The 14169-nt window shown below is 45.5% G+C and carries 15 protein-coding genes, 1 tRNA gene and 2 rRNA genes; 6 read left to right on the top strand and 12 right to left on the bottom strand.

All coding sequences use genetic code 11. The features are described from left to right. Nucleotides 1-133: 133 nt before the first annotated feature. The 3 genes from rrf (L5M18_RS08945) (at nt 134) to rrf (L5M18_RS08935) (ending at nt 516) form a co-directional block, all read left to right on the top strand. Nucleotides 134-249: ribosomal RNA gene (gene rrf / locus L5M18_RS08945) — 5S ribosomal RNA — on the top strand. Between the two features lie 38 nt (nt 250-287). Then, a tRNA-Thr gene (locus tag L5M18_RS08940) sits at nt 288-363 on the top strand. A gap of 37 nt (nt 364-400) precedes the next feature. Beyond that, nucleotides 401-516, top strand: a 5S ribosomal RNA gene (rrf, locus tag L5M18_RS08935). 243 nt (nt 517-759) lie between these two features. Here the strand turns inward: rrf (L5M18_RS08935) and hemB are convergent. The 12 genes from hemB to rraA form a co-directional block, all read right to left on the bottom strand. Next, on the bottom strand, nt 760-1767 hold the full coding sequence (gene hemB, locus L5M18_RS08930) for a porphobilinogen synthase (protein ID WP_105251204.1): 1008 nt from the start codon (nt 1765-1767) through the stop codon (nt 760-762). A gap of 9 nt (nt 1768-1776) precedes the next feature. Next, a complete protein-coding gene (locus tag L5M18_RS08925) occupies nt 1777-3663 on the bottom strand; it encodes a diguanylate cyclase (RefSeq protein WP_198573019.1) in 1887 nt (628 codons plus the stop codon). Next, complete coding sequence (locus L5M18_RS08920; protein WP_263142611.1) at nt 3656-4459, bottom strand: TatD family hydrolase; 804 nt, start codon at nt 4457-4459, stop codon at nt 3656-3658. Before L5M18_RS08920 ends, L5M18_RS08925 begins: the two co-directional genes overlap by 8 nt. Beyond that, complete coding sequence (locus tag L5M18_RS08915) at nt 4459-4980, bottom strand: hypothetical protein (protein WP_198573021.1); 522 nt, start codon at nt 4978-4980, stop codon at nt 4459-4461. Before L5M18_RS08915 ends, L5M18_RS08920 begins: the two co-directional genes overlap by 1 nt. A gap of 45 nt (nt 4981-5025) precedes the next feature. Next, entirely contained in the window at nt 5026-5778 is a 753-nt protein-coding gene (tatC, locus tag L5M18_RS08910) for a twin-arginine translocase subunit TatC (RefSeq protein WP_263196620.1), read from the bottom strand. Between the two features lie 3 nt (nt 5779-5781). Beyond that, the gene (gene tatB / locus L5M18_RS08905) at nt 5782-6270 is read right to left on the bottom strand and encodes a Sec-independent protein translocase protein TatB (RefSeq protein ID WP_105251209.1); all 489 of its coding nucleotides are present in this window, start codon (nt 6268-6270) and stop codon (nt 5782-5784) included. A gap of 6 nt (nt 6271-6276) precedes the next feature. Next, entirely contained in the window at nt 6277-6516 is a 240-nt protein-coding gene (gene tatA, locus L5M18_RS08900; protein ID WP_006083329.1) for a Sec-independent protein translocase subunit TatA, read from the bottom strand. Nucleotides 6517-6575: 59 nt separating this feature from the next. Beyond that, on the bottom strand, nt 6576-8225 hold the full coding sequence (gene ubiB, locus L5M18_RS08895) for a ubiquinone biosynthesis regulatory protein kinase UbiB (protein ID WP_198573022.1): 1650 nt from the start codon (nt 8223-8225) through the stop codon (nt 6576-6578). Next, nucleotides 8222-8842, bottom strand: a complete 621-nt coding sequence (locus L5M18_RS08890; RefSeq protein ID WP_263176163.1) for an SCP2 domain-containing protein — start codon at nt 8840-8842, stop codon at nt 8222-8224. Before L5M18_RS08890 ends, ubiB begins: the two co-directional genes overlap by 4 nt. Continuing rightward, a complete protein-coding gene (gene ubiE, locus L5M18_RS08885) occupies nt 8842-9597 on the bottom strand; it encodes a bifunctional demethylmenaquinone methyltransferase/2-methoxy-6-polyprenyl-1,4-benzoquinol methylase UbiE (RefSeq protein ID WP_006083326.1) in 756 nt (251 codons plus the stop codon). Before ubiE ends, L5M18_RS08890 begins: the two co-directional genes overlap by 1 nt. A gap of 245 nt (nt 9598-9842) precedes the next feature. Next, nucleotides 9843-10907, bottom strand: coding sequence for a formimidoylglutamase (locus L5M18_RS08880; RefSeq protein ID WP_263196618.1), 1065 nt, complete (start codon nt 10905-10907; stop codon nt 9843-9845). A gap of 129 nt (nt 10908-11036) precedes the next feature. Further along, nucleotides 11037-11522 (bottom strand): ribonuclease E activity regulator RraA, encoded by a 486-nt coding sequence (gene rraA, locus L5M18_RS08875; RefSeq protein ID WP_105251214.1) that lies wholly within the window; start codon nt 11520-11522, stop codon nt 11037-11039. A gap of 324 nt (nt 11523-11846) precedes the next feature. On the opposite strand from rraA, the gene L5M18_RS08870 reads away from it, so the two are divergent. From L5M18_RS08870 to L5M18_RS08860, 3 genes are all read left to right on the top strand, one after another. Further along, entirely contained in the window at nt 11847-12095 is a 249-nt protein-coding gene (locus L5M18_RS08870) for a uroporphyrinogen decarboxylase (RefSeq protein ID WP_263196617.1), read from the top strand. Nucleotides 12096-12508: 413 nt separating this feature from the next. Then, nucleotides 12509-13021: a phosphatase PAP2 family protein gene (locus L5M18_RS08865; RefSeq protein WP_263196616.1), complete on the top strand. Its 513-nt coding sequence runs from the start codon at nt 12509-12511 to the stop codon at nt 13019-13021. A 70-nt stretch (nt 13022-13091) separates the two neighbouring features. Then, nucleotides 13092-14132: an MJ1255/VC2487 family glycosyltransferase gene (locus tag L5M18_RS08860; protein WP_263196615.1), complete on the top strand. Its 1041-nt coding sequence runs from the start codon at nt 13092-13094 to the stop codon at nt 14130-14132. Nucleotides 14133-14169 lie beyond the last annotated feature (37 nt).

Here is a 14169-nt window from a genome sequence, read left to right as displayed (position 1 = left end):
CAGATGGGTTTTACAAAGAAGCCTTAGACAGAATATCGACACTTGATAAAGTTTGAACTCAAACAAAGCAAATCAGCTTTCCGAATTATTATTAACGTGAGCCAGAGATGGACACGGTAATAAACAGAATTTGCTTGGTGACAATAGCCTTGTGGAACCACCTGATCCCATCCCGAACTCAGAAGTGAAACGCAAACGCGCCGATGGTAGTGTGGGGTCTCCCCATGTGAGAGTAGGTCATCGCCAAGCACCTAATTTAAATAATCTTAATTGATTAGTATAGAATTGCTGATATGGCTCAGTCGGTAGAGCGCATCCTTGGTAAGGATGAGGTCCCCAGTTCGATTCTGGGTATCAGCACCATTACAATCTAGTGTTTAATCCTAGAATAAAGAATTTGCTTGGTGACAATAGCCTTGTGGAACCACCTGATCCCATCCCGAACTCAGAAGTGAAACGCAAACGCGCCAATGGTAGTGTGGGGTCTCCCCATGTGAGAGTAGGTCATCGCCAAGCGCCTAATTATCTCGTTGAGATGCAACCAAGCCAGCTGAATAAGCTGGCTTTTTTGCTTTTATAATCTGTAACATTATTTGCACTAATAGTAATGCTGCCGACTGTAAGTATTGCTATTAGCTTTGTTGGCGAGTCTTTTCTTCCCCTCAATACACAAGCTTTACTTCCAGATTTTTGCACTATTCATCGATAAAAAAAGCAGCCAGAAGGCTGCTTTGAGGTGGTTCCTTAGCATTAGGTTGCTTAAGCTTCCTTAAGCCACTGGGCAGCACGTTTAGCGAAGTAAGTTAAAATACCGTCTGCGCCTGCACGTTTAAAGCAAAGGAGGGATTCCATGACGATGGCTTTTTCGGCTAACCATCCATTCTGGATTGCAGCCATATGCATGGCGTATTCACCACTGACTTGATAGGCGAATGTTGGTACTGCAAGTTCAGTTTTAACGCGATGCACTATATCTAAATACGGCATACCTGGCTTAACCATCACCATATCAGCTCCTTCTTGGATATCGAGTGCGACTTCATGCAAAGCTTCGTCACTGTTCGCTGGATCCATTTGATAGCTATGCTTATTGCCACCTTTGAGGTTACCCGCTGAGCCTACGGCATCACGGAATGGACCGTAGTAGTTTGAAGAGTATTTTGCCGAGTAAGCCATGATTTGGGTGTTGACGTGCCCTGCCGCTTCTAATGCTTGGCGAATCGCGCCAATACGGCCATCCATCATGTCCGATGGTGCAATGATGTCAGCTCCAGCATCGGCGTGTGACAGTGCTTGCTTCACTAAAATCTCGGTGGTGATATCGTTAAGGATATAACCCGTTTCGTCTATGATGCCGTCTTGACCGTGAGTGGTGAAAGGATCTAGTGCCACGTCAGTCATGATGCCGAGCTGTGGAAAGGCTTTTTTTAGCTCACGCACTGCACGTTGCACTAGGGCATCAGCGTTATAGGCTTCTTCTGCCATTAATGTTTTTTTCTCTGCAGGTGTCACAGGGAAAAGTGCGATCAATGGGATACCTAACTCAACCAGTTCTTCAGCTTCTTTCAGTAGCAAGTCTATCGAGTAGCGTTCAACACCGGGCATAGAGGCTATTTTTTCACTGCGATTAGTGCCTTCTAGAATAAACATTGGGTAAATCAAGTCATTGACCGTTAGATGATTTTCGGCCATGAGGCGACGGCTAAAATCATGTTTACGCATGCGGCGCATTCTACGCTGAGGGAAGGCACTGGTAATGATATTCACATTTGACTCCTAATTAGGTACTGGTCTTGCTTGATCCGACAAATACAAGCTGACTTGATTACGTCCACCATTTTTTGCTTGGTAGAGGGCTTTATCTGCTTGTTCTAGTAATTTAGTACTGTGTTGATCGTGGGTCACTATATCGGCACTGACTCCGATACTGATAGTCAAAGGTATCGCTTCACCTTCCCATTCAAAATGAATAGAGGCAACAGCGTCTCTTATTGTTTCAGCAACTTGGAGAGCACCTTCTGCAGTTGTATTAGGAAGGATGATAGCAAATTCCTCCCCCCCAAAACGTGACACTAGATCCGTTGGCCGTTTTAAATGCTGCTGTAATGTTTGAGCTATTGTACGTAATGCTTGATCGCCTGCAAGATGACCGAATCTGTCGTTGATCAGCTTGAAGCGATCAATATCAAGCATTAACAGTGCTATGGGAGTTTCTTGCCTGCGACTGATCCGGCTTTCAGCGATTAAACGTTTATCAAAGGCACTGCGGTTTTTGACCCCAGTTAAACTGTCGATAGTACTTTGTTCTGTGAGCTTTTGATTCACCTCATGCAATTCTCTGAGGGTGATTTCCAGTTCTAAAGTCCGCTCTTGCACCATTTGTTCGAGTTTCTCATTGCTCTCGGCTTCCGCTTTTAGGGCTTCTTCCCGCGCACTACGAATTTTTTGTGCTTGTTTCAAGGCTTCTTGCTGGATACGCAGTTTAGCTTTACGCTCATCGTTATAACGAATGGCAAGTACCAAAGACATAAAGATGATTTCAAATGTCAGGCCGAGCATGACAGGTGTTTGCGGTTTTAAATTGAGGTCAATCACGCTGAGATATAGCAAGCTACTGATGCAAGCGCCAGTCAGCATACTCACCCAGCCAATAGTGTACATACGTGCCAGTTTATGGCCATTGATAGCCTGAGTAATGGCAAAGACCATGAGGACTAAGCTGAGTACAGCAACTGAAATGATCTCAATATATAACGCTGTACCATATTGGATGAAAGGTGTGGTAAGTCCCACACAGAGGATATACACAGCACTATAGCGACAAGTGAGTAACATACGGCGGTTTAAATATTTGAGCTGTAATATTTTTTCAGTAAACATTAACGCAAATGCCATAACGATTGGCAGTAAAAACGGCACCATAACTTGCTGCAATAGCGGCCAGTCTGGCCAGAGGAATCGGAAGGCAAAACCGTTAATCGTGGCAACGAGTAAGGTCATGCTAAGGACATAGCCAGAGTAATAGCTGTAGCTGAATGAGCCCGATGCTATGGCGATAAAAAGGCTAAAAATGCCAATTGCGGCAAGTACACCAAGTTGGAATCCATGCTCAACGGCGGTAGATTCGGCAATTTGAGCTAAGTCATTAGAAGACCATAGGTTTAATGGTACTGCAGCACTACCTTCAGTTTGAATATGCAGATAGAAAGTATGGGAGTCATCTGTGTTGATCTTGAAAGGATATAGGAAAATATTACTCAAGAATGGTCGATCCTCATAGGGGAATATATCACCCATCAGCACAGTATTCATGAGTTTATTATTGACTAAATGGTAGATAGTTACCTTGTCTAACAAAGGGTTATCTAGCGCTAAAATGCGCGAAAGTGTTTCGTCAGGGCTGGTTAAGCTGAAACTGAGCCAAAAATCATGGCCGCTGAGTTTTTGAATGTCTTTATTGGTAAAGTTATGCCAATCAGTTTTTGGCAAAGCTTGTATTTCGGCCAGTTCTTTTGCTGGTGTAGGGTGGCTGACCATTAACCAAGGCGTAAGGTTTAAAGGCGTCGTGGTTGACTCGTCAATGCTCAATAGGGTTGCCAAGGCCTGTGTTGGGCATATCCATAGCCACATCAAGAATATGAGTGGCATGTTTTTGTTAAGCATGGATTCGATCCAAATTAAAAAACGCTAAGCTATTTTGGTAGCAACGTTTTGCAAACTCATCCGCATCCTCTCCGCGTAGGTTTGCAATATAATTTGCGATATAAGGAAGGTATTCGGGCTTGTTTTTGCTCGATTTAGGCTTAGGTCGCATACTACGGGGGAGTAGGTAAGGGCTATCTGTCTCGATTAAAATGCGATTCTGCGGAATAAAGGGGACGAGTTGCGCTAGTTCTTGGCCGCGTCTTTCATCACAGACCCAACCTGTTATGCCTAAGTGTAAATCGAGGTCAATATAGGCTTCCATCTGTGCGTGAGTGCCTGTGAAACAATGTAAAAGCGCACCATTAAGCTGAGGTCGATATTCACGCAGGATTGCGATAAAGTCTTCGTGGGCATCGCGCTCGTGCATCAGTACGGGCATTTGAAGTTCAACGGCTAAGGCGAGTTGGGCAATAAAAGCTTGGCGCTGGATAGGTCTCGGGGAGAAATCACGATTGTAGTCTAAACCACATTCGCCAACGGCAACCACTTGCGGTGCGTGACAGAGTTCAGCTTGTCGAGCGTTTGAGCCATCATGCCAACCACTGGCATGGTGGGGATGCACACCAGCAGTGCAATAAAGTTGGTTAGGATATTGCTCGCATACAGCAATAGCTGCCGCACTTTCAGTTAAATCGCTGCCAATAACAATTAACGGCGAAACCCCTTGGTCCGCCGCCGCTTGTATTATCGATACAGTATCTTGTTCGAGTGCGCTGCCAAGTAAATTGACAGCGATATCTATGTATGAGGGCATTATTTTAGGCGTTTTACCCGAACCTTGGCATTGCGATCATCGGTACCCATTAAAAAAGAACCTAAAGCGGCTTTTTCAATATAGACAGTTTCACCTTGCTTAACATTGTACTTACGGCCATCAGTTTGTTTCCATACCTGACCGTTAGTGAAAGTCACTTTAATGTCTCCGTAGGCATCTTCAGCTATAGATTGAATCTCTAAATAAATCTTATCGACAGTATTTTCTTGAACACGCTTGGCTTCCATCCCAAAGTCATCGGCAATTTTTGCCGTTGGCGCTTGGGGTGCGGTTGCCACTATCGCTGCTGCAGTCGTAGGGACTGCAACTGTTGCTACTGTAGCCGGTATAGCTTGAGTGCTAATGGTGTCAGCTTTTACGCTTTCTGCTAGCTTGTCATAGCAAATCAAGCGGTCGAGTTTATCGGCGGTTGCTGCACATTGGGTTAATTGTTGTTCAATGCTGGCATTTGCTTGGACAGATACAAGCATGATCGCTGCCGTGATAAGAGTTAAGCGCATGAGAATGTTCCTTATTATATTATTCCCCTAACGCCGTCGAGGACGTTAGTCGTTTGTTTGTTCAGTATCTTCGTCTGACTCGTCATCTGGTTTGCTGTAGAAACGAGCCGCTAATAAACCGCCTTCGAACAATAACAGCATTGGTACAGCAAGCATAGTCTGGGAAATCACATCTGGTGGGGTTAATAGCATGCCGACGACAAAGGCGCCCACTATGATATAAGGACGTTTTTGCTTGAGATCTTCAGGTGTAGTGACACCTGACCAGCAGAGTAAAACAACGGCAATGGGGATTTCAAAGGATAGACCAAAGGCAAAGAACAGCTTTAGAATAAAGTTAAGGTAACTGGTAATGTCTGTCGCAACTTGAACTCCCTCAGGCGCATTGTTAGCAAAAAAACCAAAAACAACAGGGAATACAAGATAATATGCAAAGACAATACCGAGATAAAACAATAAGGTACTGCTAAATAGTAGTGGCATCACTAGGCGTTTTTCATGTTTATATAAACCCGGTGCCACGAAGGACCAAATTTGAAATAACACGTAGGGCACTGCCACAAAAAATGATAAAACGAGGGTTAGTTTGAAAGGTGCAAAAAATGGTGCAGCGACATCCGTCGCAATCATGCTGCCACCAAGAGGTAAAGACTGCATTAAAGGTATTGCCATATAGTGGTAGATATCATTTGCCCAGTACGCACTACAAATGAACACTAATAACACACTGGCAATGGATTTTAGCAGCTTGGACCTAAGTTCAAGCAAATGGCTGATAAGTGGCTGCTGTTGCGACATGAATTATCCGTTGGCTTTCGGGTTAGAACTGGTATCCACGCCCTGAGATGGCTCACTTGAAGTAGCGGGAGAAGCCGATGTTTGACTCGCCTCTACAGTGGCTGTTGGATTAGTTTGGCTAGCTTGAACTGGATTCACTTGAGCAGGAGTGTGAATTTGATTCTCAGGCGCAGGGGTGTCTTTTGACGGATCCTGAACCTGATAAGGGCGGTTCACTGACTGCGCTGCTTGCTTTAGTTGCTCAATAGACTCTTTGAGTTCAGGTGAGAGGTTAGATAAACCTTTGCTCTCGGCTTTTTTAAGATCGGCATGCAACTGCTCGATCTTCAGCTCCTGCTCAAGTTCTTCTTTTACCGAGTTAGCCATGCGTTTCATCGCACGGATCCAACTCGTTACCGAACGCACCGCAACCGGTAGACGTTCGGGGCCAAGAACCACTAGCCCCAAAACACCGACCAGCAGCAGCTCCATAAAGCCGATACCGTCAAACATAAAGAGTTACGCCTGTTCTTTGTTAGACTCAGGTTTCTTTTCAGTCGCCTGTTGAGTTGTTTGCGCTGTTTTAGCCGCTTCGGTGTCTTCTAATGCCTTCTTGTCTTCTTCTGAAGACATGGCGTTTTTGAAGCCTTTAACCGCACCACCTAAATCACCACCCAAAGAGCGTAATTTCTTAGTTCCAAACAACAAGACAACGATTAACGCAACGATAAGCAGTTGCCAAATACTAATACCACCCATGAAGGTATCCTCTTAATTGATATCGGTTCTATTATGAACCTCTGATTAATTAGTGCTAGCTAAAATTTGCGATTCTTTGGCCTAGATCGCCATCCTACAAACCACAATATCATGCCTGAAATTAGACAAACATAAGGGGTCCATAGTGTAGCGTCTCTATTAATCAATAACGTGCCACAGATCAATAAAACGGCAGAAGTGATAAGCAAGTAGTTACTCTTATGTGCCTGCTGCTGATATTTCAAATACTTATCTAGCATTTGTTGCTGAGAACTCAGCAATTTCCTGCCTAACTTAAGATTATCGTAAATTAGTTCAGGGAATTCAGGTAGTTTATCAGCCCAATATGGCAGTTTTGTGGATACCTTTTTAAACATAGCTTTAGGACCGACTTGGTCGGCCATCCACTGCTCTAAAAAGGGTTTGGCGGTTTGCCATAAATCCAACTGCGGATACAGCTGACGGCCTAAGCCTTCGATGTAGAGTAAGGTTTTTTCCAACAATACCAATTGCGGTTGCACCACGATATCGAAGTGGCGCGCAGTGCGGAATAATTCCAGTAACACATGACCAAAGGAGATCTCGTCGAGCGGCTTGTTGAACATAGGTTCACACACCACTTTGATGGCCTGTTCGAAAGCTTGTAGATCGGTTTTTTCCGATACCCAGCCAGACTCAATATAGAGCTGGGCGATTCTGTGATAATCGCGATTAAAGAAGGCGAGGAAATTTTCGGCGAGATAGCGCTTATCGACTTCGCTGAGTGTGCCCATGATGCCGCAGTCGAGCCCAATGTAGTATGGGTTCTCAGGATGATCGCGGGAAATAAAGATATTGCCCGGATGCATGTCGGCGTGGAAAAAGTTATCGCGGAATACTTGGGTAAAAAATAATTCAACACCTCGCTCGGCCAATAACTTAAAGTTGGTACCTTGCGCTTTAAGGGCGACAATATCCGAGACAGAAATACCGTAAATACGTTCCATCACCATCAGGCGTGGATAGCAAAACTCTTCATACACATAAGGCACATAGAGCGCATCTGAGTTGAGGAAGTTGTTGCGTAGCTTGACTGCGTTTAAGGCTTCGAGCTTAAGGTTTAACTCGCCTAAAATGGTCACGCGGTAATCTTCGATCACTTCAGCAGGGCGCAGTCGGTTACCTTCACCGAGGAGGTATTCAATCAGTTTGGCAGTTTGCGACATTAACTGCAGATCGGCTTGAATCTTGGTTTCTACATTCGGGCGTAGCACCTTAAGTACGACGTCTTTGCCGTTAGATTTTAAGGTCGCGGTATGCACCTGAGAAATAGAGGCTGAGGCCAGTGGCGTTTCATTAAAGTCATCGAATAGGGATTCAATCGGCGCTTTTAGCTCAGCTTCAATCGCTTGGCGGGCAAGTGCACCATCAAAGGGCGGCACTTTGTCTTGTAGCATGGCCAATTCACTGGCCCATTCATCGCTGAGTAAATCGCGGCGGGTTGAGAGCATTTGCCCAAGCTTGATATAAACGGGGCCGAGTTCCTGCATCGCCAATTTTAAGCGTTCGCCACCGGGCTTATTTTTATGCTTATTGCGGATCCAGAATAGGCTGTTCCGGGCGAGTTTAAAGTACCAAGGTGTCATCTTTGGCGGCAATACGTCATCTAACCCGTACTGAAGCAAGGTCTTGATGACGTGGTAACCGCGGCGGATACTGGCAAAGGTCATGGCTTAATTTGGTCTCTTAATTGGGCAATCCGTTGTTCAATCGCGCGAGTGTCGGCAACTAAATCATCCATTTGATCGCGAAAGTGCATTAACTCAATTGGGTGCGGTGCGAGGCGATACTCTTCAACTGCGAGTTGCCCTAAGTGGGAGCGGGTTTTACGCAACACTTCGAGTGCAAAGTCTTTTACCTGATGGCTAGAACAGATGAGTTTGTGAGTGGGGCCATCACCTAAATAACGGGAAACTGGCTCGGCAAAGTCAAACTCGATACTGCGTAGATATTGGCTAAAGCTTTGTAATAAATTGAGATCGCCCTCAAGCTTGAGTTTATCTTGCTTGATTAGTTCAGTCAGGTTTACGCCTTCGGATACGCGATAAAGCGTCGTCGCATCGGCATGTAGACTGACATCGACATCGCCTTCATAGCGGCTCAGTACTTGGATCTCTTTGGCAAACACTAAATAGAATGGCCAGCTGAGCTGCGATAATTGGATACGAAACACTTTGCCATGCAACTGGCGCTGGCGCGAATAATCGTCGCCCGCTTGGGCCTGAAGTTTTTTCAGACCCGTTTCAATTGCGGCGCAGGCAAGCAGCACAACTTCTTGCGGCATCATTAGAATTTATAACCACGGTGCAATGCGACAATGCCGTCGGTCATGTTGGTGTAGTCGACTTGTTCAAAGCCTGCATCAACCATCATTTGTTTTAATGTGTCTTGATCTGGGTGCATGCGGATCGATTCAGCCAGATACTCGTAGCTGTCGGCATCTTTAGTGATGAGCTCGCCCATCTTAGGTAAGACTTTGAAGCTATATAAATCATACACTTTACGCATGATTTCATGCTGAGGCTTAGAGAACTCCAGCACTAATAACTTGCCACCGGGCTTAAGTACGCGATTCATTGAACGCAGCGCCGCATCTTTATCGGTCACGTTACGCAGACCAAAGGCGATGGTAATAATGTCGAAGTGGTTATCGGGAAACGGCAGTGCTTCGGCGTTGGCTTGCACATAACTGACATTGTTGACTATGCCCTTGTCGCGCAACTTAGTGCGCCCGACTTTTAACATGGAATCGTTAATGTCAGCTAAAACCACTTCACCTTTATCGCCCACTAAATGAGAGAATTTTGCGGTTAAGTCGCCTGTACCGCCGGCCAAATCGAGCACTTTCATGCCAGGGCGGGCGCCAGAGACTTCAATGGTGTAACGTTTCCAAAAACGGTGAATGCCGAAGGACATCACATCATTCATTATGTCGTACTTAGCGGCAACAGAATGAAACACGCCGGCAACGAGTTCAGCCTTTTTATCGGCCTCTACGGTTTTGTAACCAAAATGGGTACTTTTAGATTCGCCCTCAGACATCAATGTGTTCCTATTGTTTTGCAATGTATTAGTTGCGAGTGTAAGCCATCGCCTGCATTTGCTGAATCTTTGATCTATCACTCTGTGATCGAGCTAGTAAACTAACTGCAATGCCTTAGCTTGAGGCACTCCTGAACAGTCGTAGGATTAAGTGCTTAGCGACCACGTAAAATGGACTGGCATTAGACCACAATATCAGGATTTGGTGAATAGCTTAGCGCCCAGTTGGGTGCAACTGGTTATATTCATTGTGCCAAAAATTGCATGCGAGCCTGCACATAAGCGTAGATAAGCTCGCTTAGGCTTTGGCCAACATCCCTGAATCCGGCTTCAATCCCAGCTTCGTGGCAACTTGGCGCAGCCTCGGCTAAATGCAAATAAGCACATGGACAGTGGCGAGCGATATAACTGACATAATGCGCCGCATCGAGCAATGGCACACCTGCAGCAGTTGAAGCGCTACTGGGCATTTTAGCGATAGCATCGACGTCAAGTTCTAATCCTACGGGTAAACCTGTGTCATTTAGTTTGGCGGCGATTTCAAGTAAAGCTTGGCTAAGGCTGATTTCACGGCGAACCCAAATTTGTTGCAAGCTATGCCAAGTGCCCCCAAATTCGCTGAGTTGGCTTAGGTTTGCTTCGCTGTTTTTTAACTCGTGTAAACCCAGTACATGGTAGCAACCTAAGGCGCCGCGATCGGCTGCATAACTAAAACCATTGCCGCTGTGACGGCCTTCAAGCAAACGAAAATCCGAATGAGGGTCGAGATTCACCGCGGCGACTTGGCGTTGGTAGTGGCCGTAGGTTGCCATCAACAAACCATAGGCATTGTTGTGGCCGCCGCCGATGAGTATGGGTTCTAAACCCGCTTTTAAAATAGCACTGACGATACGGATCACGCGCTCATCGAGTTGTTCCACTGCATCGCGTAATTCATCTAAGGTGACGTCACTGTTAGCTGTTGTATTTCTCGTAGTTTGTTGCTGCAGATCGGCGGTGTTCACTTGGCCTAACACTAGGCATTCGGCGCCAGAAAGAAAACGATTGGATTGTAAATTGAGCCATTGGCGCATACTGGTTGTGAACGCATCGGTTGCACCGCCGCGGCCTAAATTGGCACGTGGGCCGATATCTTCGCCAACGCCGATAATGGCAAAGCTTGCCCCGTGGGCTTTTGCAGTCGCGAGTATGGTCTCTAACGTGTGTTCGTGATTGGCCAGATGGACGCATTGGCCTAGCTTAGTTTCGCCCGTTCTTGTGCTGACGAGTGAGGCGATATCGGTATGGGTAAAAGGAATAAATTCAGGCATAGATTGATATTCTTATTCGGCCAGAGTCGAGCTATTGTGGCCAGAGTGGGGCGATGATTCAATGGGGAAGCGCTGAAAATAGTGAATAAAAAAGCCAGCTTAGCTGGCTTTCTTGACTGAAGAGTGAGATTACTCAATGTCGAGTGGTTCAGGTGATAAAATCACGCCTGTGTTATCAGCATAAATGTGATCGCCGGGTAAGAAAGTCACACCGCCAAAATTGACTGGAATTTCCACTTCGCCCACTGAATTGCCATCAGCACCCACTGGAATAGAGGCAAGGGCTTGAATACCAATGTCTAATTCTTCCAATGCATCCACATCGCGTACAGAACCGTAAACGATAATGCCTTCCCAGTTGTTGCTAACCGCAAGTTCAGCGATAGCACCATCGATCAGCGCACGGCGTAATGAGCCACCGCCATCAATGAGTAAGACTTTACCTTGGCCATCCTCTTGTAGGACTTCGGTAATTAGGCCGTTGTCTTCAAAGCACTTGATGGTGCTAATAGAACCGCCAAAAGAGCTACAACCACCGTAGTTACTGAACATGGGCTCGACTACATCTACGACATCTAAGTACATGTCACATAGTTCTGAGGTGTTGTATTCCATATTTACACTCCTATTGATCCGCGTTGCGTACAGTTTAGCGAGTTTACGCCAGTATAAAAGGGATTATTGAAAAGAAAAGTGTTATCAATCACGGTATTGTTGCCACTTGGCTGTTAACACATCTGTAGTAAATCTTCGTCACACTATAGAATTTATTCGGTAAAACTTGATATCGGTCATTAAATAACGGTTTTTTATTACAACTCTGTTGCGCGCTTTGGTATTATATCCCAAGTTTAAATTAACTTACTTAACTTAATTTGCTTTAGGGGCATGGACCCCCCGTTACGCTTATGGACGGTAGAGGGCCTTCGAGAGGTGCCTATGGAATCTGTAAATACGATTGAAATTATTGGTTATTTTGCCTCTATAATGGTGGCGATCTCTCTAATGATGAAGAATATCATTTGGTTGCGATGGTTGAATTTTGTAGGATGCACTCTGTTTGTGGTTTATGGGGTGTTTATTTCTGCTTGGCCTGTGGCCGGCATGAATGCGTTTGTTGCTTGTATTAATATTTACCATTTGACAAAAATTTACCGTGCTAAGGCAAATACTCCCGCCGCAGCCTAAGTTTTATTGGATTGTGTTGCTCTTGAGATTAACGTTTAGAGCAACACAATACCTGTCTCAGTCCTATCGCTATTCTTAAATAAATCCCTTAGCCCCAGCATAACGTCCCTAGAATTCTTCTAGATCAAAACCTCAGCCATGCTTCTTGTCATAAAACCTTCGAGCAGATGTCACTTAGCCGTCACAGGTCTTTCCTAGTCTCAAGCTATCTAATAGTGCTTTAGCTAATGTGATTTAGGTTTAACTATTAGCAAACAGTAAATTAGCCGTGAGCAGTCAATAACGAATTCAATCGTGAATAGAGCCTTGGTGAGTCGGTTGGTTGCAGACTAAGCACTCTAAGCGTCGTCGAGAGAATGCACAGATTAACATCGCAGTAAAACTCGCTGGTATGCCAGCAAGGAGCCTGTTTTATGTTGAGTTACGTTGCAGACTTAGATAAGCGAATGTTTTGCCATATCGTGAGCTTCACCCAGCACCATGGTTTATATGCCCATGCAAAGCGGGTATCAGCGAGTGGCGATGGGCATGTGTATTTATATTTGTCTGTGGGTTTGATGCTGACGCACGCTCAAGGACAGGCTCTATTTAATTTGATGTTAGCGAGTTTTTTGGTTGAGTTACCTCTGTATCTACTATTGAAAAATAGTATTCGTCGCACACGGCCATGCCATGCATTAGTGGGATTTGAGAGTGGTTTTGAACCATCGGATCGCTTCAGCTTACCGTCTGGTCATACAGCCGCGGCCTTTGTGATGGCAACGAGCGTGGCGCAAATCTATCCTGCGGCGGCTCCTGTGGCGTATTTATGGGCTTTTAGCATAGGGGGCTCACGTATTGCACTTGGCGTGCATTATCCCTTAGATATTCTGGCGGGAGCCTCATTGGGGATTGGGTCGGTATTGCTGGTTAATCCAGTGATTTAATTCAAATATGCGCCTGTTAATCATTTCATTAGTGGGAATTCTCCTTCACTCATCAGTTTAAGGATACGTAATGCGAATACTCTACGGAGTTCAAGGCACAGGGAATGGCCACTTAAGTCGTGCACGCGTCATGGCTAAAGCATTGATGAAACAAGATATTGAAGTTGACTTTCTATTTTCGGGACGCAAGTCTGATCAGTTTTTCGATATGGAGTGCTTTGGTGATTATCGCGTTCAAGCGGGAATGACGTTTGCGACGCACTCCGGGCGCGTGAATGTGCCACAAACTGTCCGGCAAAATTTGTCCTTGTCGTTATTTAAAGATATTAAAGCCTTAGATCTCAGTTGCTACGATTTAGTACTCAACGACTTTGAACCTGTGTCGGCTTGGGCTGCGCGGCGCCAAGGCGTGCCATCCATTGGGATTAGCCATCAGGCAGCGTTAACTCATCCGGTGCCAAAACTCGGTAGCACTTGGTTTAATGAGATGCTGCTCAATTATTTTGCTCCAGTGGATGTGGCGCTGGGGTGTCATTGGCATCATTTTGGCTTCCCTATTTTGCCGCCTTTTGTCGAAGTGGATGCCAGCCCATTCGAACACACGCATCAGATTTTGGTCTATTTGCCTTTTGAAGATGCGGATATGATTGCTCATTTTCTGTCTCATTTTAGTGATTATCAGTTTTTGGTATATCACAGCCAACAACCTAAAGGCCAAGTTGCTGAGCACATTAAATGGCACGGTTTTAATCGTGAGGGGTTTAAGCAACATCTTGCCAGCTGCGGTGGTGTGATAGGCAATGCAGGCTTTGAGCTTGCCAGCGAGGCATTAACCTTAGGTAAAAAACTCTTAGTCAAACCACTGATAGGCCAGTTTGAGCAGTTATCGAATGTGGCGGCGTTACAACTTTTAGCGGCCGCAGATAGCATGATGAGTCTCGATGTGAACATAGTTAAGCGCTGGCTTAAAACGGCATCACCTAATCCAATTGCATATCCAAAGGTGGGGGATACGCTGGTTAAATGGATTAACGGCGGCGACTGGCACAATAGTCAGCCGCTGTGCCAAGAGTTATGGAGCCAAGTCACGCTTCCCGATACTTGGCGTTAAACAGCGTTGCTGTTCAGATGAAAAGCAACTTAGGCAC

The sequence above is a fragment of the Shewanella sp. SM20 genome (genome assembly GCF_025654545.1).
GTDB lineage: Bacteria > Pseudomonadota > Gammaproteobacteria > Enterobacterales > Shewanellaceae > Shewanella > Shewanella oncorhynchi.
Note: the sequence above shows the minus strand (reverse complement) of the source record. Positions and strands in the feature narration are given on the sequence as shown.

Coding starts and splice junctions, on each gene's coding strand:
- ubiB (WP_198573022.1), bottom strand. CDS start 8,225: ATGACCTTTGCCAGTATCCGCCGCGGTTACCACGTCATCAAGACCTTG.
- rraA (WP_105251214.1), bottom strand. CDS start 11,522: ATGGAATACAACACCTCAGAACTATGTGACATGTACTTAGATGTCGTA.
- ubiE (WP_006083326.1), bottom strand. CDS start 9,597: ATGTCTGAGGGCGAATCTAAAAGTACCCATTTTGGTTACAAAACCGTA.
- L5M18_RS08890 (WP_263176163.1), bottom strand. CDS start 8,842: ATGATGCCGCAAGAAGTTGTGCTGCTTGCCTGCGCCGCAATTGAAACG.
- L5M18_RS08865 (WP_263196616.1), top strand. CDS start 12,509: ATGTTGAGTTACGTTGCAGACTTAGATAAGCGAATGTTTTGCCATATC.
- L5M18_RS08880 (WP_263196618.1), bottom strand. CDS start 10,907: ATGCCTGAATTTATTCCTTTTACCCATACCGATATCGCCTCACTCGTC.
- L5M18_RS08925 (WP_198573019.1), bottom strand. CDS start 3,663: ATGCTTAACAAAAACATGCCACTCATATTCTTGATGTGGCTATGGATA.
- tatB (WP_105251209.1), bottom strand. CDS start 6,270: ATGTTTGACGGTATCGGCTTTATGGAGCTGCTGCTGGTCGGTGTTTTG.
- tatC (WP_263196620.1), bottom strand. CDS start 5,778: ATGTCGCAACAGCAGCCACTTATCAGCCATTTGCTTGAACTTAGGTCC.
- L5M18_RS08860 (WP_263196615.1), top strand. CDS start 13,092: ATGCGAATACTCTACGGAGTTCAAGGCACAGGGAATGGCCACTTAAGT.
- L5M18_RS08920 (WP_263142611.1), bottom strand. CDS start 4,459: ATGCCCTCATACATAGATATCGCTGTCAATTTACTTGGCAGCGCACTC.
- L5M18_RS08915 (WP_198573021.1), bottom strand. CDS start 4,980: ATGCGCTTAACTCTTATCACGGCAGCGATCATGCTTGTATCTGTCCAA.
- tatA (WP_006083329.1), bottom strand. CDS start 6,516: ATGGGTGGTATTAGTATTTGGCAACTGCTTATCGTTGCGTTAATCGTT.
- L5M18_RS08870 (WP_263196617.1), top strand. CDS start 11,847: ATGGAATCTGTAAATACGATTGAAATTATTGGTTATTTTGCCTCTATA.